The sequence below is a fragment of the Psychrobacillus sp. NEAU-3TGS genome (assembly GCF_029955155.1).
GTDB lineage: Bacteria > Bacillota > Bacilli > Bacillales_A > Planococcaceae > Psychrobacillus.
The window spans coordinates 277116-299223 of sequence record NZ_JAPNOZ010000010.1; the positions used below are offsets into that span (position 1 = coordinate 277116).

22 protein-coding genes and 2 riboswitches are annotated in these 22108 nt (G+C 36.4%); of the genes, 10 read left to right on the forward strand and 12 right to left on the reverse strand.

Annotated elements, in window-relative coordinates; translation table 11 throughout:
• Positions 1 to 119 precede the first annotated feature (119 nt).
• Positions 120 to 830, forward strand: a complete 711-nt coding sequence (locus OR571_RS09940) for an alpha/beta fold hydrolase (RefSeq protein WP_282243143.1) — start codon at positions 120 to 122, stop codon at positions 828 to 830.
• A gap of 102 nt (positions 831 to 932) precedes the next feature.
• Here OR571_RS09940 and OR571_RS09945 read toward each other — a convergent pair whose 3' ends face one another.
• On the reverse strand, positions 933 to 2102 hold the full coding sequence (locus tag OR571_RS09945; protein ID WP_282243144.1) for an MFS transporter: 1170 nt from the start codon (positions 2100 to 2102) through the stop codon (positions 933 to 935).
• 75 nt (positions 2103 to 2177) lie between these two features.
• Positions 2178 to 3017 (reverse strand): MerR family transcriptional regulator, encoded by an 840-nt coding sequence (locus OR571_RS09950; protein WP_282242644.1) that lies wholly within the window; start codon positions 3015 to 3017, stop codon positions 2178 to 2180.
• A 176-nt stretch (positions 3018 to 3193) separates the two neighbouring features.
• Between OR571_RS09950 and OR571_RS22940 the strand changes: the two genes are divergently transcribed.
• Complete coding sequence (locus OR571_RS22940) at positions 3194 to 3280, forward strand: putative holin-like toxin (RefSeq protein ID WP_477919055.1); 87 nt, start codon at positions 3194 to 3196, stop codon at positions 3278 to 3280.
• Positions 3281 to 3644: 364 nt separating this feature from the next.
• On the opposite strand, the gene OR571_RS09955 is transcribed toward OR571_RS22940, so the two are convergent.
• Positions 3645 to 5309 carry a hypothetical protein gene (locus tag OR571_RS09955; RefSeq protein ID WP_282242645.1) on the reverse strand — a complete coding sequence of 555 codons (1665 nt, stop codon included), beginning with the start codon at positions 5307 to 5309 and terminating at the stop codon, positions 3645 to 3647.
• 439 nt (positions 5310 to 5748) lie between these two features.
• Between OR571_RS09955 and OR571_RS09960 the strand changes: the two genes are divergently transcribed.
• A complete protein-coding gene (locus OR571_RS09960; RefSeq protein ID WP_282242646.1) occupies positions 5749 to 6219 on the forward strand; it encodes a hypothetical protein in 471 nt (156 codons plus the stop codon).
• Positions 6216 to 6380 carry a hypothetical protein gene (locus OR571_RS09965; RefSeq protein WP_282242647.1) on the forward strand — a complete coding sequence of 55 codons (165 nt, stop codon included), beginning with the start codon at positions 6216 to 6218 and terminating at the stop codon, positions 6378 to 6380. Before OR571_RS09960 ends, OR571_RS09965 begins: the two co-directional genes overlap by 4 nt.
• Positions 6381 to 6429: 49 nt before the next feature.
• Here OR571_RS09965 and OR571_RS09970 read toward each other — a convergent pair whose 3' ends face one another.
• The 3 genes from OR571_RS09970 to OR571_RS09980 form a co-directional block, all read right to left on the reverse strand.
• Positions 6430 to 6744: a DMT family transporter gene (locus OR571_RS09970; protein ID WP_282242648.1), complete on the reverse strand. Its 315-nt coding sequence runs from the start codon at positions 6742 to 6744 to the stop codon at positions 6430 to 6432.
• Positions 6744 to 7085, reverse strand: coding sequence for a DMT family transporter (locus OR571_RS09975; RefSeq protein WP_282242649.1), 342 nt, complete (start codon positions 7083 to 7085; stop codon positions 6744 to 6746). Before OR571_RS09975 ends, OR571_RS09970 begins: the two co-directional genes overlap by 1 nt.
• A 120-nt stretch (positions 7086 to 7205) precedes the next feature.
• Positions 7206 to 7305: riboswitch (guanidine-I (ykkC/yxkD leader) on the reverse strand.
• Positions 7306 to 7347: 42 nt separating this feature from the next.
• The gene (locus OR571_RS09980; protein ID WP_282242650.1) at positions 7348 to 8601 is read right to left on the reverse strand and encodes an MFS transporter; all 1254 of its coding nucleotides are present in this window, start codon (positions 8599 to 8601) and stop codon (positions 7348 to 7350) included.
• Positions 8602 to 9810: 1209 nt separating this feature from the next.
• Here OR571_RS09980 and OR571_RS09985 point away from each other — a divergent pair.
• Entirely contained in the window at positions 9811 to 10686 is an 876-nt protein-coding gene (locus OR571_RS09985) for a putative RNA methyltransferase (protein ID WP_282242651.1), read from the forward strand.
• Positions 10687 to 10732: 46 nt separating this feature from the next.
• Here OR571_RS09985 and OR571_RS09990 read toward each other — a convergent pair whose 3' ends face one another.
• From OR571_RS09990 to OR571_RS10000, 3 genes are all read right to left on the reverse strand, one after another.
• Positions 10733 to 12823 carry a HelD family protein gene (locus OR571_RS09990; RefSeq protein WP_282242652.1) on the reverse strand — a complete coding sequence of 697 codons (2091 nt, stop codon included), beginning with the start codon at positions 12821 to 12823 and terminating at the stop codon, positions 10733 to 10735.
• Between the two features lie 287 nt (positions 12824 to 13110).
• The gene (locus tag OR571_RS09995; RefSeq protein ID WP_282242653.1) at positions 13111 to 13800 is read right to left on the reverse strand and encodes a GNAT family N-acetyltransferase; all 690 of its coding nucleotides are present in this window, start codon (positions 13798 to 13800) and stop codon (positions 13111 to 13113) included.
• Complete coding sequence (locus tag OR571_RS10000) at positions 13801 to 14916, reverse strand: mandelate racemase/muconate lactonizing enzyme family protein (RefSeq protein ID WP_282242654.1); 1116 nt, start codon at positions 14914 to 14916, stop codon at positions 13801 to 13803. It abuts the gene before it with no gap.
• Between the two features lie 90 nt (positions 14917 to 15006).
• Here OR571_RS10000 and OR571_RS10005 point away from each other — a divergent pair, with 90 nt between their 5' ends.
• From OR571_RS10005 to OR571_RS10020, 4 genes are all read left to right on the forward strand, one after another.
• Positions 15007 to 16242 (forward strand): hypothetical protein, encoded by a 1236-nt coding sequence (locus OR571_RS10005; protein ID WP_282242655.1) that lies wholly within the window; start codon positions 15007 to 15009, stop codon positions 16240 to 16242.
• Between the two features lie 146 nt (positions 16243 to 16388).
• Positions 16389 to 16928, forward strand: a complete 540-nt coding sequence (locus tag OR571_RS10010) for a sigma-70 family RNA polymerase sigma factor (RefSeq protein WP_282242656.1) — start codon at positions 16389 to 16391, stop codon at positions 16926 to 16928.
• Positions 16925 to 17296, forward strand: coding sequence for a DUF4179 domain-containing protein (locus OR571_RS10015; RefSeq protein ID WP_282242657.1), 372 nt, complete (start codon positions 16925 to 16927; stop codon positions 17294 to 17296). The genes OR571_RS10010 and OR571_RS10015 overlap by 4 nt, the downstream gene beginning before the upstream one ends.
• Entirely contained in the window at positions 17293 to 17913 is a 621-nt protein-coding gene (locus tag OR571_RS10020) for a hypothetical protein (RefSeq protein WP_282242658.1), read from the forward strand. Before OR571_RS10015 ends, OR571_RS10020 begins: the two co-directional genes overlap by 4 nt.
• 124 nt (positions 17914 to 18037) lie before the next feature.
• Here the strand turns inward: OR571_RS10020 and nhaC are convergent, their stop codons facing one another.
• The 3 genes from nhaC to OR571_RS10035 all read right to left on the reverse strand — a co-directional run bounded on the left by nhaC (position 18038) and on the right by OR571_RS10035 (position 20884).
• Complete coding sequence (nhaC, locus tag OR571_RS10025; RefSeq protein WP_481900385.1) at positions 18038 to 19441, reverse strand: Na+/H+ antiporter NhaC; 1404 nt, start codon at positions 19439 to 19441, stop codon at positions 18038 to 18040.
• 127 nt (positions 19442 to 19568) lie between these two features.
• Positions 19569 to 20672 (reverse strand): amidohydrolase, encoded by a 1104-nt coding sequence (locus tag OR571_RS10030; RefSeq protein ID WP_282242660.1) that lies wholly within the window; start codon positions 20670 to 20672, stop codon positions 19569 to 19571.
• Positions 20673 to 20686: 14 nt separating this feature from the next.
• A complete protein-coding gene (locus tag OR571_RS10035; RefSeq protein WP_142538935.1) occupies positions 20687 to 20884 on the reverse strand; it encodes a YwbE family protein in 198 nt (65 codons plus the stop codon).
• 149 nt (positions 20885 to 21033) lie between these two features.
• Positions 21034 to 21147: riboswitch (SAM riboswitch) on the forward strand.
• A 101-nt stretch (positions 21148 to 21248) separates the two neighbouring features.
• On the opposite strand from OR571_RS10035, the gene OR571_RS10040 reads away from it, so the two are divergent.
• On the forward strand, positions 21249 to 22073 hold the full coding sequence (locus tag OR571_RS10040) for a MetQ/NlpA family ABC transporter substrate-binding protein (protein ID WP_282242661.1): 825 nt from the start codon (positions 21249 to 21251) through the stop codon (positions 22071 to 22073).
• Positions 22074 to 22108 lie beyond the last annotated feature (35 nt).

Consider the following 22108-nt stretch of genomic DNA (forward strand, 5'->3'; position numbering starts at 1 on the left):
CTTGAATAAAATAGGAATAATGGGAAGTTGCACGGGAACACTAGACAATAATAAACATAGTAAAGGAGGTTAATACCATCCATTATTTAGATATCGGTCAAGGTGAACCTGTAGTATTAATTCATGGATTAGGTAGTAAAAAAGAATCCTGGGAAAACCAATACGAACTATCCTCTAATTATCGTTTGATCATACCCGACCTTCGTGGACATGGCGAATCCGAAGAGTTTGATAATATTTCAATTTCCATTTTCGCACAGGACATTTTATCCCTCCTTGCTTCTTTAGATATTGAAAAAGCCCATTTTTGTGGACTTTCAATGGGAGGACTAGTCGTACAAGAGATTTATTGCCAGAACAATAAAATCGTTCAGTCAATGGTTTTATCCAATACATTTTCGTATGCTCCTACTTGTTTAGGACAACTGACAGTTATGAAAGGCGCTAGGAACTTACATTCATCTACAAGCGACGAATATACAACCTATACCGCGGAAAAATGTTTATATCGTAAAGAAACCAACTTAATCGATGCTGCCAAGAAAATGTTTCTTATAAAAAAAACGCCCTATCTCGCATCCTCTTTTTCGGCCATCAAATCTAATTATCTTCCCATCCTGCCATTTATCAGAGTTCCAACTCTCATCATCGGAGGGCAATACGATGAGATCAATCCTTTGTTTAGTGTCTTCCAAACGAAATGGTTTATGCCCCGAGCGGAATTAGTCATTCTTGGCAATTGTGGACATTTGCCAATTTTAGAAAAGAAGAATGAATATAATCATTTACTCAATCGTTTTTTTCATAAATATCAAGTAAGCGCACTTTGATTATTAGGTGTTGAGCCATTTAGGTTAGAATCGCAAGTTACTTTTCCTCCTAAACCTAACATAAAAAGCTATCCCCTATTTTTTTAGAGGATAGCTTTTATTTTAGTTAGCTTGTCGCTCTTTCCAAAAGAGCGAAATAACAAAGCTAAGTGCAAGCACATACATCGATAATACATATGGATAATCAATATTCACGTCAAATAGAATACCGGCAATTCCGGGACCTATAATATTTCCTATACTCGTAAATGTAGAATTTAATCCCCCTACAAAGCCTTGCGCATCGCCAGCTATTTTAGACAAATACGTTGTCAATGCAGGACGTATCAAATCAAACATAAGGAAAATAACAAAAGTCACCACTAATATAGACCAGTATGTCGATACTTTAATCATCGCAAATATGAATATTGCCGATACACCCATACAAACCTGGATTAGTCTAATCTCTCCAATTTTCTCTACAATCCGGTCAAACGATAACACTTGAGCAATGACACCAAGAATTCCACTCACCGTAATGATTAAAGCAATATCTTTTGGCGTAAAGGCAAATTTATGATCGACGAACAGAGAATAGACAGTTTCAAAAGCAGCAAGTCCAAAGCTAGATACAAGAATGATAAGCATCGGAATAAGATAAATCGGCTCCAGCAATTTGCGGAATCCTGATTTTGCTACTTTTTCTGTTTTCTTCTCTTCTATTTCTGGTCGTTTAGGTTCTTTCAATATTACTAACGAAAAAATAGATCCTAAAAACCCTAAAGCTGCTGCAAAAAAGAAAGGAAGTCTCGTACCATGTTCAGCTAAAAACCCACCAATCCCAGGTCCAATGATAAAACCTGTGCTAATGGCCGCAGCAACATATCCCATTGCTTTAGGACGTTCTTTTAAGGAAGTAATATCCGCAACAAAAGCGGTCACTGCCGGCATCATGAAAGCCGCACTAACACCGCCTAACATTCTAGATACATACAATACCCACACGTCTTTACCGAATCCGAAAAGCATCTCGGACAATGCGAAAAGAAGCATCCCGATCACAATCATTTTCTTGCGACCAAATGTATCGACCCATTTTCCTGCTATAGGAGATACTAATAGTTGTGTGAACGCAAACGCTGCCACTAAGTAACCCATTGTAGACCCTTCTAAATGCATCTCCCTCATCAGTGTAGGCATTACAGGAATCACTAATCCAATCCCTAAAAACACAATAAATAAATTTATAAGCACTAAATATATCGTCTTATTTAAACTACTTTTTTGCATAACCATTTTCAAGCTCCTAACAATCTAATAAAATACTTTCTACCTACAAAAATAAACCCTATAGTAACTATAGGGTCAAGTAGCTTGAATTCTTATTTTTAATTCAACTAAAAATTCATCTTCATTTGAAGCAGTGAAATTGATTGGCATCCATACGTCATATACAATTGGGTCTATTTCCATCTGATGCCACTCAATATAGTCCATTAATTTTTGATAACAAATTTCGTATACGTCAGCAGTAAACGCAAAAGTAATACTCAGATATTGTCCGGCGGGTATTGTGCTTATTTCTACATCTTCAGAGTTAATATGGATTTTCTTGTCTGTCACAGCATATGTAAATAAGTAGTCGTAATGGATATCTTCCAACGATTCATAATTATCCAAAGCAAACGCCCCACCATATAGCGTATCGAATACACTTCCCATATCTTCTAGCACCTTGCTAATAAGTCCATATTCTCTGTTTGGGATATCATTTATGGTTATATCAGATGTTTTTATCTTTACTATTTTTTGTGTTGGAATTTCCTTTATACAGACATGCATTTTATCGGACTCCACTACAAATGATTGTATTTGTTCCTTCTTTCGTTTTAACACTTCTTTTGTTTCGATCAGTCTTCGAAATTCCTCTTCGATTTTATTTTCTTGATCTGCCAAATAGTCCACTAGTTCTTCAGGACTCAATGTTAGTACAGATTTAACTTCTTCTAAGGATAGACCAAGATATTTTAGCGATTTAATAATGTCTAAATAATATAATTGGGTATTTTGGTAATACCTATACTGATTTTTCGAGTCAATTTTTATTGGTTTAAATAAATCAATACGATCATAAAAACGTAAAGTTTGAATAGATATATTACTGAGTTTTGCCACTTCTCCTATTGTTAAGTAATGTATTTTCAAGGGATCACTCCTGTTTCTTGCGCTTATATATATTTTTAAAATTCCAACAACTAAACTAAAGGTACATGTTATAATAGAAGAGTAATAGAATATGGTGTTCATGGGCGGTCAGCATCTCTTTTATTCCTATCTACTATTTTTGTTACTTACAAGAATAGGGAGAGGAGGTGTTGCCAATGTCAACTTTCGAAGCCTTGATGTTCGCTGTTGCGTTCGCTGGTTTGATTGTTTCCATTCTTACTTTTTCGAAAGAAAAAAAGTAAACCGCCCCTGAGCCGCAAGCAATAGGGTGATTTACTCTTCATATTTGCTGATCGCCTTTGAAGCGATGCTATTTTATTACATGACTGTTTGGTGTTGACCGCACCGAGCAGTCTTTTTAATATATCCTTGGTATGTTTTTATTATACCATCTAAGCAGTGATTTTCAACCAAGTTGTCGAAATGTTGTTATTATAAGAGGCCTTTTAGAAGATTAAGAAATGAAAACATCTCGTTCGTTCTTTCTTTTACCCAAATTATTTAGAATTGTATTGGTTTTTGGCACCCAAAAACTAGCCTTGCATTCATGCTCACACCAAAAAATGTCGACAATCCCAATGAATTAGGATTTGTCGACATTCTAATTTACTCCTTCTCAAGTCCTCTAATCGTTACCTCTTTTACGGGTAAGAATAGCTCTCCAGTGTCTAGATATGTTACTTCTACGATATCTCCTTCTTCCATATAAACCGCAAATGGAACTATTTCGGAGGATACTATATAATTTTCTTTAGTTGTAAGTAAGAACGAAACTTGTGTGAAGTCTCCAACACGTTCCTTGAACACGCGCGCAACTGTACCATTTACCGACTTTTCTTCCGCTTTTGAGCTGCCGTCCACTGAACTTCCTCCGCGTTGAATAGCCGTTTTATATAGCTTCAACGCTTCGTTCGGTGTGTTTCCGTATACAGAGATTTCCGGATTTGCCGCTGAGACGATGAAGTAATTTTGTAAAAATCCATTCGAATCAAGTACAGGCGTTAACCAGCTAGCCTCTCCATAAAAATTGTACAGTACTGGCATTTCACCTTGCCATTTCTTCTCGATAAATTTCTTTTCAATAATTTGCAATGCTCCTTGGGAATCCATATACGAATCTTCTAGATTGCCAGTATAATAAGTGGCTTTACCAGTTCGTCCATCTGTTAATGAATAACCGAGCATCGAATCGACGCCTTCTTTTGGACTTGTAAAGTCAGTGAAATAATACATTTGACCATCTTCACCGAAAATCGGACTAACATTGGCTTCTGTTCCTTCATCAGAAGGTAGCTTCACATCTTTCTTACCAAATAAGCTATTCATAAAACCGTGTATATATTTCCCATAATAGCTATTTTGCAAACTAACCGTTTCCGGTGATACCGCTCCATCTATAAATGCCGGGACATCTGCTAGCGCATAAGCCTCTGTTTGACCTGTAGCAGGGTCTACTGCAACGATTCCCTCTACGTCAAAACCGTTCCGAGCAGAGATGAATTTCCCATAAGAACGAATATAAAATGGTTTTCCCTCTTCATCTATTTCTAATTGCACATCTCCATAAAATATTTTATTTGGATGCTTCATACGCATATGTCTTTCCAAGTTTTTATGGAAATAGGAAGATGGCGTGTAAGCCATATCCGCTTCGATAAATTCAGGATTATCTGATGAATCGGTCGCACTCATCGTGAAATAACCCGGGGTCACATCACCATTCCACCATTTGAAAAATCCTGAAAACTCTACTGGTGCAATATAAACGTATTCTTCATTCACTTTTTGAATTTGTAAATTGCCTAATTCATAATAGCTAGTATTGGGAACTTGCCCAAATGCTTTTTTCATCTTATTTCGTGCAAATTGAGGCGGCACACTAGCAGGTGTTTTCGTTTCATCAAACGCTTCAATTTCTACTTGCTCATCCATTTTAGCTACTTCAAATTTTTCATCCGCATTCCAAAGAAACGCAGACAGCATATAGATAGCTAGCACTAAACTTCCCAAGAAAAGTATGCCTTTTGCTTTTTGCTCCGTTCCTTTTGACAAAATAGTTCCAGCTAAAGTGGCGAGCACAAGCAACGGCCATAAAGCTATCCAATTACGGTCTATATTTGTTAAATAATATATAATCGCTAATACGATAAATGTTAAAACTGCTAAACCGATTAAAGAAGACATCATGTCTTTTCTCTTAGCTGTCAGTGGTACGACTAATAATGCAGTAATAATTGCTGCAACTGCTGAAATAATAAAAACAAACGTCATACAATCATCTCTCTTTCTTTTTTTCTACTTAGCTATTATACGGATGGAAGGATGAACGGTTTCAGGAAAAATATAACACTGAATAAATGGATTTTTCAGAATTGGATAGATTTCAGTTACTCTAAATGATACACTATTAACATATATATCCACATTTTCATAATAAATAGAGGTGCAGCTAGTTTGTTTAGTCAAATACGTAACCACCCTGTCTTGAAAATAATAGTCCTTATTTTATTATTCATCCCTATCTCCATTTCACCACTTACTCCTAGCCTAGTATTACTTTTGATAGCTAATCATTCCATAGTTAATGCATATGAACGCAAGAATCAAGATCCCTTAAACTTTTCTATCTGCCTTTCTCTAGGTCTTTTCATCATTTACATGACTTTCCTTACGTTGATTAAAGATTATTTAATATAAGAGGTGAAATGAAGTGGCATTCCATGCTAAACCACAAAAAGGATATTTAGGTACATTATTGTTCATACCCGTTATTCAAATAGCAAATAGCTTTGCAACTCACTCTTATGGTGGCTTATTCTACTTTTCTATTTTACTTGGTCTCTTCATTATTATTACATTTTCTATTAATTATACATTTAACTTTCTTGATGAGTATTTGATGTATGAAGTTTCCTTTAAGTCTATTTGCATTTATAAAAGAGTACTCTATCCTTCTCACTTGAAGAAAATTGCGTTCAAACGTTATAGTTGGGCTACGCCAGGGGCTCTCATTCATACAAAAAAGGGGCTAAATCTACGTCTTGTTCTTTTTTCATCTAATAAAATTTTTTATGAATTACTTACATTCGCTAACAAACATGACATTCCAATCTCTAAAACGAAAGACTATCTATTATTAGAAAGAAGAAGTAAATATACTTCGAAGGAGAAAATTTTATGAAAACAATAACCGGATTATATATCATCATTATCTTAATGCAGTTTATTACGTTAACTAATATTACCTTATTCAACGGAGAATGGAATGGTATAGCAATGGCATTAAGTACCGCTTTATTTATTGCTGGTACTGCATTTTTCTTGATGAATAGAAAAAAATAAGATAATCCGCTTTTTATCAGCAGATTATCTTTGAATTTTACTATTAATCTTAAGATACCAGTTTTAATCCGATTGCTGCTCCTAATACCATTGCGATAAAAACAAGTCTTTTCCAATCCTTTGGTTCTCCATATAAAATCATCCCTAAAATCGCACCACCAGATGCCCCTATTCCTGTCCAAATGGCATATGCCGTTCCCATAGGAAGAGTTTTCATCGCATATGCTAGAAATAAGAAGCTACCTCCAAATCCAAGTAACAGAAGAACAAAAGATTGCCAGTTTCGGTCCTTGTGCAATTTGGTAATCATCGCAACACCAAACATTTCTAAAATCCCAGCTACTATTAGCGAAATCCATGCCATTATGATTCATCTCCTTCCTGTACTTTGTCTTTTGTAACTAATTTCAACCCAACGACACCAGCCAATAAAATAAAAATTAACAGTATTTTACTTAGTTTAAAGGCTTCTCCAAAGAACAGAATTTCCGAAATAACGGTTCCCGCTGTTCCCATTCCGACAAAAATAGCATATACAGTACCAACAGGAAGCTTACGACCCGCAACGATCATCAAATAAAAGCTCACAATTATAGAAATAACGGTCCCTGACCAACTCCAAAAATTATCCGCATGCTTCAAGCCAATCACCCAAAAAACTTCAAAAAAAGCAGCAATATACACTTTCAACCATTCTTTGTTCACAAAAATCCCTCCAAATTTTTTAAAAGTCTAGGAGAACTGTAAAAACAGTTTCTCCTATTTGTTCGCAAAAATGTCTTCAGGTTACAAAATAAAAAAGCCTGGGAGAACTGTAAAAACAGTTTCTCCCAGGCTTTTATCCTTCCGTGACACAGCATAAGCTGAGCGTTTTCTCTCGGTCACGGACCAACTTACTCGTTGCGGAACCCTAGAAAACTTTTTACGTATGCAATTAATTTACATTATACACATTCCGATGTCGGTTTCAAGTTTTAACTTTTGCTAATTGTTTATTTTCCATTTTAAGATTAATAGTTTTTTCATTTACCTCGATGCCATTTCTCCAAGAAAAAGTCACGAAAATAGATGCGATGATTAGTATTCCGCTAAGTATGAAAAAGCAATAAATAATGAGTCCTGCTGATACCATACCTGTAAAAAGGGCGAGTAAAACGATTCTTAGTAGAAGCCCAACCGATCGAAATAAGCTATCTACTCTACCTATTATTTCATTTGGTATTCGGTCCATTAAGAAAGAATTTCGAGCAACACGGGCTCCGCTATTTCCTAGAGCGATAAAAAACATAAGGGATAAGTAAGAAGGAATATTAGCGAGAACAATTAACGAAATAGCAACTGTATACGTAATAACGCTGTATACGATTGTCTTTTCATCCCCTAGTTTCCTAGCAATAATAGGAACGATCATTCCCGCAATTACTGCTCCTACCCCATAAACCATACTTTGAATTCCGTAAAAACTGCCGGAAGCTTTTAGCACATCCGCTAAATACACAGGAAACAAATAATTTGTAATCATAACGCCGATGAATGGCATAATGGAAAAAAATAAAAACAAGAACATGGCAGGACGTTTCCACATATATATTAAGCCTTCTGCACCTTTAGATTTGGAAGTGCCCTTCGTCTCGCTATTTTTAAGCCGTACATATGGTATTTTTACATACAAATAAATTGCTGCCACATAGGCAAATACATTAAGTAGCAAAATGTAGTGCAAATCCCACTTTGACAATAATATACTAGCCAACGCACCTGCTATGACACTGGATAACTGCCCTTGCACTTCCATTGTTCCATTTAGTGTTTTATATTGGTCTTTATGAAAAATTTCCTGATTTAAAGCAAACATTGTTGGGAAAAAAATAGTGTAATACAAACTTCCAATAATATAAATGATTATATAATGCCATATTTCATAAGACAGGCCGACAAATCCAATAACTGAGAAAAATAGCAACATCACAAAGCTTGCTATATTGCTCGTTAAAAGCAATTTCTTTCGTGACATTTTATCGATTAGATTCCCGACTAACGGGGTGATTAAGAAACTAATAATCGTCATACATAATGTAACGTAGCCAAATACCGCATTGCCATTTTCACTTGATACGAGCATCCATGGTATCGCAATCATCGTAATGCCAGACCCAATAGACGAAGCAATATTTGCAAAAATAATTAAACGAAATCGTGAATCTTTATATAGATTTTTCATTTTCATGCATTCCTTCCGACGCGAGCTTCACCCGGATCCTAAGTTCTCTTCGCTGAAATTCTTATTATTCTCACTATAATTCATATTTCTTATTTTGCATTCAGTCATACGTCTTGAGTGAACCTCATACTTTTTACTGAGAGAAGGGTTTTACAACTAAATCTAGCAATCTGTTCATTTGCCTTTAAAAAAACAAATGTGCAAGCACCTATCTCTGCCCCAATATAGTAAATAGAAATAATTAGTGTTAGTGGGATGTCACACATAATAGGAAACTGCGCGGTAGTGAATTGAAGGAAGAGTCCGCTAAGATTTCCGCTGCAGGACGTACGCTTTCCGCCGGCTTGGCTTCAGCCGCTTCCGCTACAATCCATGATGGATAACGCTATCTAATAGGCGTCACTGTTTAACAAATGAAACTTCTAAAAGTTTTCTAGCTATTAAACGCCAATAAATGGTACAACGCTACAATACACACTGGGAACGTGACAAACCGAGCGAGTGGAAAATTTCAGTAAAATAATCCTAGTTAATGCTCTATTATTGCCGTCTCAATTCGAGTTAACTTGTTTTAGGAAAATTGGTTCCTCTCAGACTACAACTTGTTACTTTCGACAACTGTTTGGTCGCCCATAGCCACTTATTGGATTTGCATGGTCAAAAACTGTGGATGATTTTCTTTAGTAAGTCGATCATAAATAACCAGTGAATCAGAATCCACTTATAGCTCTGATAACTGCCGAGCTAAATAGCAAGAAGTCTCCATTGATTGAAGCGGAAGGAGGCGACTCCTGCGGGAATCAAGCGGGACAGGTGAGACCCCGCAGTGGAGCGACAGCGACCGAGGAGGCTCACCGCCCGCCCCGCGGAAAGCGTCCTCCTGAAGCGAAAATCCTATCGGTTACCTAATAAAATTTCTTACTGCGCAGTTTCCCTAAACTGCGCTCGATTATAAGAATTGGCTTAACTTACTTATTTTTCATGTAAATAGTTATCCATATGTATTGAGATTTATGTTTCCTAAGCAGCGAGAAAAGGTTGTCCCCAGTTTCTATCAAGACAACCTTTTCTCTATACATGATTCTTCAGACCATTATTTGCAATTAAAAAATAGCCTTGCTACACTGTTTATAACAAACACCCACAGGGTCATTTGTTCATTTTCTATAGAAAACAAGAGGTGTTATTTTGTCTAAAATGACCAATAGAATGAAAAGCGCACATTATGTAAGTGGGCTGGAATCCATTTTCAAGTGTCCCATTTGCGACTCAATCATGAGCGTATACGAATTGCAAAGTTTAGTTTGCGCAAACAATCATACATATGATTTTAGTAAACAAGGATATATTAATATGCTTAGCCATCCGATAAAAACAAAATACGGGAATGATTTATTTGAGGCTCGCAGAAAGCTGATTGCGGAAGGTCAATTTTTCGAACCACTAAGCAGCGCAATTGCTCAAATTATTAAAGAACAAAAAAATTCGGCATTTATTCTAGATACCGGTTGCGGCGAAGGCTCCCATCTGTCTTCTATATGCGATACGGTTAGTTTGGATTTAGAGAAACCTGTAACCGGAGTAGGCATTGATATTTCCAAAGAAGGTATCTTAGCGGCTGCTAAAAACTATTCGAATAAAGTGTGGTTAGTAGCAGATCTAGCGAAAATGCCATTTCAAGAGGAACAATTTGATATTATTTTGAATATCCTTTCCCCCTCTAATTATGTGGAGTTTAATCGCCTATTGAAAGACGATGGCTTAGTCATCAAAGTAGTCCCTCAAACAGATTATTTAAAAGAGTTAAGAGAGATTGTCTATGATGAACCTGAAAAGCAAGCATACTCTAATGCCGATACAGTGGATCTATTTAAAGGCAATTTTCAAATGGTGCGGACTTCACATATACAATATACGGTAAAATTGAACAATCCGCTCATCCATGCATTAGTTCGCATGACTCCTTTAACTTGGACAGCTTCCGAAGAAAAGTTAAAGGACTTTTTAGAAAGTGAATCCGCAGAAATAACGGTGGACCTAGAGATTTTGATTGGGAAAAACTTAGTTGAACGAAAAAACGCCTAGTAATTTTCACTAGGTGTTTTCTTTTTAGGCTGAAAATAAGGAAAGCCTACTCTTTATCTTTCGTTTTTATTGCTGGAAGTAAAGGAGATGCTTCTCCGGAATAGAAAATCCTCAAATCATGGAGAGCTCTCGTACATCCAACATATAATAATTTTGCATCTAGCTTTTTATCCTTATAATGACTTTCATCCACGTCTATAAGTAATACTGCATCAAATTCCAGCCCTTTTGCTAAATATACTGGTACTACAGAAATACCACCCTCATATTTCATTTGATTGGCTTCAATAGCATTTACAGAAATTCCTGCTACTGTTAACTTTTCATACATGTCTCGGCACTCGTCATCTGTTCGTCCTATTATTGCGATTGTTTTCACATTTTCAATCAACATATTTTGTAACGTCTTTGTAATTTCAGCAAATTGATTATCCGTCGAAATAATCTTTACTTCCTTACCGCTACGAAAAACAGGTATTGCAAGACCTACTGGAATCTCAGCATTTTGGATAATGTCATTTGCAAACTCAATTATTTCTTTCGTAGAGCGGTAACTTCTCGTCAGTTCAAAATAACCCGTTTGTTGAAATACTTCTTTAAAGTCATTCCAGTCCTCGATTCCTTGAAAATTGTAGATAGCTTGGGATAAGTCCCCTAAGATTGTAAAAGAATTACCCAATGTGACCTCTTTTAATATATAAATTTGGAATGGTGAAAAGTCTTGTGCTTCATCTATCACTACATGATGAAATTTTTGACTACTCTCTATTCCTGTTAATTGATGATGTATATAAATAAGTGGAGTTAGATCTTCTACATATAGTTGTTTATCACGGCAATTTTTTACTGTTTCTTGAACGAGTTCTGCAGGCAACACTTCTAATATTTCTTTTTGTTTCATCAACGAGCTGTAAAATGATAGTGGGGTCATTTTAGGCCAAAACTTCATGTATGCATTTAATCTTTTAGTAGCTTCTTTTTTCAATGCTTTTTTCTCATCTGTTCCTTCGAACTTCTTCAGTTCTATTTCAATCCATCGTTTTATCCGACCAACTAATCGTTCCCTACGCTTCATTAATGGATAATGCTTATATTCAACTTGCATCCATTTTTGTATTTCTTCTGCTTTGATAACAGCATCGTCCCATACAACGAGATCTTTTTCTGGTACTAGATTTTTTTCCAATTGAATGACACTTTCTTCAATGAATGACTTAAACTCAAGTGTCCCTTTATATTTCCCAAGCATAACCTTGTTATCATTACGATTGATTTCAAAAGCTTCCTTCAGCTTTTCTTCCATTTTTTGTAATTTTATCGCATTATTTAATGTGCGTAGCGCCCAGTCTTGAAATGTGGTTTGCTTAATATTACCTACACCCAGTTCAGGAAGCACTCCAGAAATATAGTCTAAAAACAAGCTATTTGGTGCAAATACTACCATTCTATCTGCTTGAAGCTGCTCTCGGTATTCATAAATTAAAAAAGCAAGGCGGTGTAAAGCGATGGTTGTTTTTCCGCTTCCTGCGACCCCTTGTATCAATAATGGCATATTCTTCTCTGCACGAATAATATTATTTTGTTCAGATTGTATCGTAGAAACAATGTCTTTTAATTTGTTATCTTTGTTTTCAGCTAATTTATATAGGAGAAAATCATCTGTAGGTGATACATCCTCGCTTCCTTTTACATATGTATCGACAACACGTTCTAACTCTCTTTTACGAATGGCAATATTCCTTTTTAAATGAACATAGCCTTCTATTAAACCATCTGGTGAATGATAAAAAGCCGCTTCCTCACCACCATTAAATGAATAAAACATACTGGCAATAGGTGCTCGCCAGTCCATCACAATTGGTTTCGTCGTTTCCTCATTAGACGCTCCGACTTTTCCAATATAAATAGGCTCTGGCTCCAACTGACCATCCTCTTGAAAATCTAACCGTCCGAAATATGGTTGTTGTACAGCAATACGTAGGTTTTGCCTTCTGGACTCCCTCATACTTTCGAGAATTTGTTCACTAAAATCTTCCCCATAATATACTGGCACATTCTCTAGTTCGACTAATTGCTTATCCAATATAGACGTAGTCTCTTTCAACCTTTGTAATTCTTCTTCAAATATATCCCTCATTGCAATGACCCCCTCCTATTCGTTATAAAATACAGACAATTTCTAATATATATATAATTACTATACAAAGTCAATAACCTAAATGTCCGAAAATAAAATGAGCTTAGAAATACTTTTCCCAAGCCCATTTCGATATGAAATAATCTATATAATGTTGATACTTACTAAAGTTGTGTTTTTGAATTAGTTGCTCCTGAGCACAATTTGGTTGCTTTCGCAGATATTTGATTGCTCCCGCTGTCCTTTTGGTTGCTTTTACGCCTATTTGGTTGCCCTTAGCCATCTTTTTACATATATATCCCTTTTTCCTCGTAAGTCACATACCATTCTCCGTCTTTTTGCACGATACTTGTTCCGATCCAACCATCTGCTAGTAGCAGTTGCTGTTTTTCTGTATCAGCCATACGAATTTCTAACGCTTCGCCACCAATTTTACGGTCTCCATGAAGTTTTTTATAAAAAACATAGCGCAACATATCTGCGTACTTGTTTTTCAATGCACCGATGACCATACCTTGGCTCAGTTTATCTTTTAAGCTCGCAATATTAAATGGTGCCACTGTTGCGCATACATGCGTATAGGGAGATGCGTCTAATAGTTCCATTACGATAGCTCCAAGTTTTTTCTGTAAACCATATCCTCGATAGTCGGGATGCACATTTGTAATTTCTTGGTACACTACTTTATTTAACTGCTCCCTTTGAAGTCCAATATCATATCCAAGGTGATGTTCGTCTATTTCAGGTATCGCTAGTGCGCGAAATGCGACTAACTTATCCTCTACGAATACACCTACCATTAGGCTCTTCGAAACGAAATCTTCGTATTCTTCCTTCGTTACCGGCGATAAAAAGTCATTGTTTATTAGCGTTTCCAAAACAAGGTCCTGGAGGCGTAGAATATCTTCTACACTATCTTCTTTCAATACACGTACTATATAATCTTTTTCACCAAGTTTACCTGTCCATTCTTTCATTTAAACACCACTTACTTTCGTTTGGAATACAATTAACTCTTGGAGTACTGACTCGTCAACATCTACTCCAAGACCTGGACGTTCATTTAGCTGAATAAAAGGCACGTCATAATGTAAATTTCCAATATCCTTGGAGAATTTTAGCGGACCTGTTAACTCAACACTCGTAAAAGCTTTTTTAGAAAACGCTACATGGAATCCTGCTGCAGATCCAATCGAAGACTCAACCATAGAGCCAATTTGACATTCGATTCCTGCCATTTCTGCCATATGGGCAAGCTTCATGGCCGGGTAAATGCCCCCACATTTCATGAGCTTAATATTTACTTTATGTGCTGCCTGCTTCTCGATTAACTCGCGCATATCCCGAAATCCTTTTAAACCTTCGTCCATCATAAGCGGTGTGCTTGTTTTCGCCTTTACTTCGACCATACCATTAAAATCATCTGCTACTACTGGTTGCTCTAGCCAATCTAGCCCCAATTGTTCTAGTTGACGCATTGCTGTAATCGTATTTGCACTGTTTTTCCAGCCTTGGTTCACATCGACACGAATTGCGATGTCTTTTCCCACTTTTTCTCGTACGGCCTGGATACGTTCCACATCTGCATGTACATCTGTTCCGACTTTCATCTTAAAGGATGAATAACCTTCCTTCATACGACTTTTTGCTTCTGCTGCCATTGATTCAGGTGTGCCGATGCTTAAGACATGTGTGATCGGGAACTTCTCGTGGTAACGGCCGCCGAGTAATTGATAGACTGGAACGCCTAGTTTTTTTCCTACTACGTCATAGCAAGCAATATCGAGCGCTGCTTTTGCTGCAGGTGCTTGATAGACAGCTTTGTCCATTTTTTCATGTAGACGTTCGAATTCCATTGGATTTTCACCAATTAGTAACGGTGCTAATGTATTTTGGAGTAGTGTATATGTCGCTTCCCATGTTTCCCCTGTCACATGCTCATCTGCAACTGCTTCTCCGTATCCGATTAAACCTTCCTCTGTAGTAAGTTTTACGATTATCGAAGGCATATCATCGTATGTATGGTAGCTAATGATAAATGGATCAACTAGTGGTAATCTTATCGCAAATATTTCTATTTCTTTAATTTTCATCTTATCTTCCTGCTTTCTTTACAAGATTTTATTTTTTCGTTATAGTTGTCGTTAAATAGACGTTAATATTTCAAAAAAAGGGGATTACATATGGATATCCGAATCGCTGTGCTAGGCTCTGCTAACTTTATCGACCGATTAAAAGAACTTGAACATGAGTTAGTTTCTACTCGTTTGGATTATTATATCTATCATTCACCAGTGGATGCAACCCAAATTGTGAAAAATATTAAACCTTGCGATGTCGTCTTTTTCTCAGGTTCTCTTCCCTACATATTTGCAAAAGAAGCAATTGATAATTTACCTATACCGGCCCATTACCTAAAACAAGATGAAACGGTTATCACAACAACCCTATTATCCGTTTACTTTTCTCAACATATTCCTGTGGAACAGCTTTCGATTGATTTGATCGAACCGCTATTAATACAAAATGTATTAGAGGATATTGGACTATCGGAACAATATCCACATACATTAAAAATTGATCCAACTTTCGAATTAGAAGAAGTTGCAAATTTTCATGCAAGATTATATCAAAGTGGAAAAACTTCTTTGGCAATTACGAGTATCCACTCTGTTTTTCATGCATTACAAGAAAAGAAAGTTCCCGTCATCCGAATGTTAGATTCGAAAAGCAATATCTTAAAAGGTTTGGAAGATGCGAAATCTATGGCACTATTAGCAAAAAGTAGGGCAGCAAAAATTGCGATTGGATACATTCAATCAAACCAAGTAATTTCAGAAGAAATACTAAAGAAAATAGCTGGCACTATTCAAGCAAATTACATTCCTACACCTGGCGATTTATATACGTTTATCTCTACCCAAGGCAATGTGCAAATAGCTCTGGAAAGCAATATAATTGAGCATTGGTTTGAACTTGTTTCACTCCCTGTCAAAATAGCGTTTGGCTACGGAAAAACAGTCGTAGAAGCAACACAAAATGCTAAAGATGCTTTGCCGTATGTAGCTGAGAACTCCGCTTATTTAATAAACGACCATAAAGAATTACTTGGTCCATATCCTAATCGTCAACAACAAGTACAACTGAAAACAAATGACCCAAAACTCGTACAAATAGCTAAAAATACGAAGTTAAGTCCCGCAAACTTATCGAAAATCATGCAATTTAGTCGTTCGCATAGCTCCGTTGAATTTACTGCACATGATTTGGAAGTCTATTTACAAGTGAGCAGAAGAACGACGGAACGATTATTGAAAAAGCTAGTAGACCATGGATATGCCCGAGTAGTTGGAGAAGAGATGACTTATCAGCAAGGACGCCCCCGGGCAATTTATGAATTCAATTTCTCTACTTATTGAACCAAAGTAAAGTTAATAAACCCTCAAATAACCCATCAATTTATAATATTGATGGGTTTTTAATTTGGAGGATTAAAAATATAATGAGAGTTTTCCTTCATTTACTCGTTATTATTTGTAGATAAGAAAGGAGGTATCACAACTTCGTGGTTTCATTAATTAATAGGCTCCAAAGAAAAGATGAACAAGCTCTAAGGGAAGTAATTGACACATACGGAGGTTACGTTAAAGCTATTGCATTAAAAGTGCTATTACCTAATCAAACGGCAATCGAAGAATGTATAAACGACGTTTTTCTTACTATTTGGCAAAAGAGTGCTCAATTTACGGGTGATGAGAAGGATTTTAAAAAATGGATTGGTGTTATCACAAAATATAAAGCAATTGATACATACCGAAGTCTTCAAAATAAGCCAAAAACAGTCCAATTACTCCCGTCAATTTCAAGTAAGAAGAACTTACCAGAAAGAATCGTCGAACTAAGAATACAAAAAGAGCAGTTGTTTATCAGTATTTTAAGTTTGAGTAAAAACGATCAAGAAATTTTTCTATTGAAGTACTACTTAGGATACTCCAATGGGGAAATTGCTGAGATGTTCGAAATTTCTAAGTCAGCTGTTGAAAACCGTTTATATCGCGGCAAATTAAAGCTAACGAAAGAGATGAAATGGGAGGTATCAAGATGAATGAAAAAGACTTTATCAAAATAGATATTGAGAAGATTGAACCGGTAGAATTATTCGATTGGGAAAAGAAAAATATAGAGAAAAGCATTTTCCGTTCAACGAAGAAACTTTCCAATAAAAAAATTAAGTGGATGAGTGCAATCGCTATAATCACATTAATCTTTACTAGTAGTGCCATTTGGCTTCCAGCAGTTGCCAACCGAATACCTATTGTACTGCAACTAATGCAAAGCAATAATAATCCGCAGTTACAAGTATTTAGTGATTATGCAACAATCATTAATCAAATAGACGAAAGTAATGGTTCTTCCATTGAATTAGCTGAGGCTTTTTTGATGGGAATATTGTATCGATTAGTTATGAAATGAAACATGATGAGCCAATAGATGAAGCTCCACTATTTTGGAATGGTCAGTTAGAAGTAAATGGAAGACCATTGGACACACTCAGTCATCAAATTATTAAAAAGAACGATTATACTTGGATTGGTATGTTTACAGCTAGGGTTTCCGACCAGGCAATCGATAAAACTATTGATCTTCAATGGAGTCCTAAAGATTTTAAAGGGATGGAAAATACAACACTTGCTAAAGGTGAATGGAACTTTCAATTAGAGCTTTCACCTACTCAAGCCTTTTCCAAAAAAGTAAATATACCCTTTGGTGATGAACAATACCAGTTGCAATTTAATCAATTATCGGCGGGGAAATATATGACAACTCTTTACTTCGAGGGAAATATAGATAATTATACAGAATTTTTAATGGTAGACATACAAGATAATCTAGGAAATGTCTATGAAAATGTAGGAGTTACTACCAGCAATACTGAATCCGGACAAACAATTGGTTATATTGAAGTTTTTATACCTGATGTTAATATTCAAACACTAATTATTACACCATCTATAAGAATTGTAGATGAAAAAACATTGAAACTGAAAGAGCTTATTCCCTTATCGAGCATTAAAATTCCACAGGATTAATACAGATTTAATATTAGAATGCAAAAAGGACATTACATATTAGTCATCTAAACTTGTAATGTCCTTTAATTTTACTATTTTTTTAAGTTTAGGTCTTAATAAAGCAAATGCTTTCCTTTTCCACTTATGCTTCCATCGCTTCTTTTTGCTTCAAAGCAACCATTTCTGCTTTTGTTAACTTCTGAATAGTAAATCCAGTTATTGCATATCCAATAGACAACAATGGAACAATATAATTTAGTATAGCGTATGGTGCATACTCAAATGCCCCAACCCCTAACGTTCCTAATATGAAAACACCACAAGTATTCCAAGGGATAAATACAGACGTTAATGTTCCACCGTCTTCTAAAGCCCTTGAAAGATTTTTCGAATGTAGTCCCATTTTTGTATAAGCATTTGAAAACATGCGAGATGGCACGACAATAGAAATGTATTGTTCTGAACAAGTTGCATTTGTTGTAAAACAAGCAAGAATTGTAGACGCTACTAGTGTTCCTGCTGATTTTGCTAACTTCAGAATTTGATTCATAATTGATTGAAGCATACCAGAATACTCTAGTACCCCTCCAAAAGTCATGGCAACCAGTGTCATTGAAACCGTATACATCATGGAATCCAGCCCACCACGATTAAATAAATCATCAACCATTACATTTCCAGTTTCAATAACAAAACCACTTTGGAGCGCTCCAATCGCTTCTGAAAGGCTTCCACCTTGTATAAACACTTGTGAGAAAGATCCTAATATTATCCCTATAACTAAAGCTGGTATTGCCGGTACCTTTAATGCAACTAGAACAATTACAGCTACCGGTATGAGCAATAACCAAGGAGAAATCACAAAACTTTTTTCTAACATGGAGATAGTTTGCTGAATACTCTCTTGATCAATATTGCTGTTCTTATACTTCATACCTAAAAAGCCATATACACCCAACGAGATAAGAATCCCTGGTACTGTGGTATATAACATATGTCGAATATGTACAAATAGATCTGTATTAGTCAATCCTGCTGCTAGATTTGTTGTATCCGAAAGTGGCGACATCTTGTCCCCAAAATAAGCACCTGAAATAACTGCCCCCGCAATAATAGGTGCCGGAATACCCATACTAAGTCCAATACCCATCCCTGCGACACCAATAGTTCCCATAGTGGACCAAGAACTGCCGATAGCTAATGAAACAATCATACAAATGACGCAAATAGTTACTAAAAACAATGCTGGTGTTATTATTTTTAGCCCATAATAGATCATCGTTGCAACTATTCCACCACCGATCCAAGCTCCAATCGTGAGTCCTACCAACATAATAATAACGACTGCCGGTAATGCTAGTTTAATCCCCTTGTACATCATTTCTTCAATATCATTCCACTTAAAACCATGCTTCCAAGCTACTAATGCAGCAACAGCTGTACCGATGATTAACGGTATATGTGGTCCTTGTTCCAAAACAACGACTGCAACAACCATACATAAAATCATCACAAGTAATGGTGTCATAGCCCATAATAAAGGCATTTCCTTTTTAGCAGATACTTTATCTTTTTCTCCCATATTATTTTCCCCTTTGTGAACTATTGCGACAATTCTCAATTGACGTTTAATAGTCGCTAATATGAAATAATATAGACAAATCGATGAACCGTCAATGCTTTTTAGAACTATTTGAAAGCGTTTTCGCTATAACTTTTGCACCAATTGCAAGTGCCTCATAGTTAAACGTCATATTCGGATGATGCAACCCTGGGGTGAGATCTGCTCCAATGCCAATCATGGCAGCATTCACTTCAGGATGTCTAACCGTATAAAAATGAAAATCATCACTTCCAGAAGTAATCACTTCTTCTGCAAGGTTATCCATACCAACTGCTCCGATAATTCCTTCTCTCGTCATAGCAGCTGCTTCTTTGGAAACTTCCGCGCCTGGCGTGACGTCCTCCCATTTCCACTCTATTTCTATATCAAATAATTGTTTAATTGCCAGTAAATCTTTCTCTATTTGGTCTTTCATTTGAGATAAAACAGCATTCTTTTGGGCACGAACATCAATGGAAAACGTTGCAGTCCCTGGGATAATATTGGCATTTTCCCCACCGGCTTGGATTTTCGTTAGTTTCGCAGAATACGATTCGAACGGTGAAAAATAAAGGTTTTTTAGTGCCTGATGAATCGCCACTGTCACATCAATAGCATTTTTTCCTTGATGTGGACGTGCCCCATGCGCATCAATTCCAGTAATTTTTCCTTCTAAAAACATCGCTGCTCCGTGATGGATTGCTGGAGAAACTTTTCCAAAAGGAAGCTCTTCAATTGGTCGTAAGTGCACGCCAAATAGATGTGTAACGCCTTCTAATGCCCCTCTGTCAATCATCGCATTGGCACCATTTCCTTTTTCCTCTGCCGGCTGGAATATAAAGCGGATACGCTTACTTAGTTTTTCGTCTTTCAGTAATAATAAAGCTCCTAAAACCATCGAAATATTCGCATCATGTCCGCATGAATGATTGGCACGAAATTCGCCATCTACTTCTTGCCAAAGTGCGTCGATATCCGCACGAACCGCGATCACTTCATCGCCTTCCCCTATTTCAGCCAGTAACCCCGTCACATCATCGAAACGGCGATAAGACACTTGTAACACATCTAGTATTTCTGCAAGCTTATTCGTCGTTTCGTATTCCTTCCAGCTCACTTCTGGATATTTGTGAAAATGATCAAACCATTTCAATACTTGTGATTCTACGTTCATCTGTTTTGCGCTCCTTATTTTTCGATAATTTCACATACACGTCCTACTTGTCCATCCGTTAACCGAACTTTTATGCCATGTGGATGGAAGGATGAATTGGTTAGTAAGTCTTTCACTATACCTCTTGTTTTTTGACCCGTTCGTTGGTCTTTTTTCAAGACGATATATACTTCTAAGCCCGGTTTAATGTCTTTTCTATTTTGTCCGTTCATAATAATTCACCTCTTTTTGTATCTTATCATTTCATACTATACATACACTGATATACAAAACAATAATTTGTTTATTTCGAATTCGTATTGACGAATTTACTCTGGTGAAGTATAGTAATTAACATTAAGAAAAATGAAATAATTTTTATCTCTCATGAAGAGTAGCAGAGGGACTGGCCCGTTGAAGCTCGGCAACCAACCATATGTTTATGTATGGAAAGGTGCTAAATCCTGCAAAACGATATCGTTTTGAAAAATGAGAGAGGACTTCTGCGTATTTTCAAAATGCTAATGAACCTCTCATTTATGAGAGGTTTTTATTATTTCTGCTACATCCAAGAAAACAACAGATAGGAGAAAAATTATGAAAAAGTATTTATTTACAGGGCTACTCATTTTAGTATTAACATTACTAGCTGCTTGCGGTGGTAAAGAAAAATCGGAGGAAGCAAATGCAGGCTTATTAAGTGACGGTGTTCTAACCGTTGGGGTAACTGCAGGTCCACACGAAGAAATCGTTGAAAAAGTGAAAGAGCTGGCTGAAAAAGATGGCCTAAAAATTGATCTACAAGTTTTTTCTGACTACGTAATGCCGAATGTTGCTTTAGCTGAGAAAGAGATTGATATGAATATCTTTCAAACGATTCCTTTCTTTGAACAAATGAAAAAAGACCGCAATTTAGATCTCGTTGATGTAGGTAAAACGGTCACTTTCCCAATGGGCATTTACTCCAATCAAGTAAAAGATGTTAACGAACTGACAGATGGTGCGAAAATTGGATTACCAAATGATCCGACTCAAGGCGGGCGTGCACTGATGCTGTTTGAAAGTGCAGGTATGATTAAGCTCAAAGAAGGCCTAGATACTAACGCTACCATCCATGACATTGTGGAGAATACGAAGAATTTCCAATTTATTGAACTTGATGCAGCACAAATCCCCCGTCAATTAAATGAGTTGGATGCGGCAGCCATCAATACAAACTTCGTAATAGATGCTGGTTTATCTCCAGCTGATGACTCTATTTTTATTGAGTCAAAAGATTCTCCTTTCGTGAACATTATCGCCGTTCGAACTGAATCAAAAGATGAAGAAGTGATTCAACAATTTATCGATTTGTACCGTTCGGAAGAAGTGAAACAATTTATCGAAGAAAGATTTGATAGATCTATCATTCCTTCATGGTAATGAAATGTTGGAAATAGTATTAGGTATGTAAGAGG

Excerpts from the sequence above, each read along its gene's own strand:
- OR571_RS09945 (WP_282243144.1), bottom strand. The coding sequence starts at position 2,102 with ATGCAAAAAAGTAGTTTAAATAAGACGATATATTTAGTGCTTATAAAT.
- OR571_RS22940 (WP_477919055.1), top strand. The coding sequence starts at position 3,194 with ATGTCAACTTTCGAAGCCTTGATGTTCGCTGTTGCGTTCGCTGGTTTG.
- OR571_RS09955 (WP_282242645.1), bottom strand. The coding sequence starts at position 5,309 with ATGACGTTTGTTTTTATTATTTCAGCAGTTGCAGCAATTATTACTGCA.
- OR571_RS09965 (WP_282242647.1), top strand. The coding sequence starts at position 6,216 with ATGAAAACAATAACCGGATTATATATCATCATTATCTTAATGCAGTTT.
- OR571_RS09970 (WP_282242648.1), bottom strand. The coding sequence starts at position 6,744 with ATGGCATGGATTTCGCTAATAGTAGCTGGGATTTTAGAAATGTTTGGT.
- OR571_RS09980 (WP_282242650.1), bottom strand. The coding sequence starts at position 8,601 with ATGAAAAATCTATATAAAGATTCACGATTTCGTTTAATTATTTTTGCA.
- OR571_RS09985 (WP_282242651.1), top strand. The coding sequence starts at position 9,811 with ATGAAAAGCGCACATTATGTAAGTGGGCTGGAATCCATTTTCAAGTGT.
- OR571_RS09990 (WP_282242652.1), bottom strand. The coding sequence starts at position 12,823 with ATGAGGGATATATTTGAAGAAGAATTACAAAGGTTGAAAGAGACTACG.
- OR571_RS09995 (WP_282242653.1), bottom strand. The coding sequence starts at position 13,800 with ATGAAAGAATGGACAGGTAAACTTGGTGAAAAAGATTATATAGTACGT.
- OR571_RS10000 (WP_282242654.1), bottom strand. The coding sequence starts at position 14,916 with ATGAAAATTAAAGAAATAGAAATATTTGCGATAAGATTACCACTAGTT.
- OR571_RS10005 (WP_282242655.1), top strand. The coding sequence starts at position 15,007 with ATGGATATCCGAATCGCTGTGCTAGGCTCTGCTAACTTTATCGACCGA.
- OR571_RS10015 (WP_282242657.1), top strand. The coding sequence starts at position 16,925 with ATGAATGAAAAAGACTTTATCAAAATAGATATTGAGAAGATTGAACCG.
- OR571_RS10020 (WP_282242658.1), top strand. The coding sequence starts at position 17,293 with ATGAAACATGATGAGCCAATAGATGAAGCTCCACTATTTTGGAATGGT.
- nhaC (WP_481900385.1), bottom strand. The coding sequence starts at position 19,441 with ATGCCTTTATTATGGGCTATGACACCATTACTTGTGATGATTTTATGT.
- OR571_RS10030 (WP_282242660.1), bottom strand. The coding sequence starts at position 20,672 with ATGAACGTAGAATCACAAGTATTGAAATGGTTTGATCATTTTCACAAA.
- OR571_RS10035 (WP_142538935.1), bottom strand. The coding sequence starts at position 20,884 with ATGAACGGACAAAATAGAAAAGACATTAAACCGGGCTTAGAAGTATAT.
- OR571_RS10040 (WP_282242661.1), top strand. The coding sequence starts at position 21,249 with ATGAAAAAGTATTTATTTACAGGGCTACTCATTTTAGTATTAACATTA.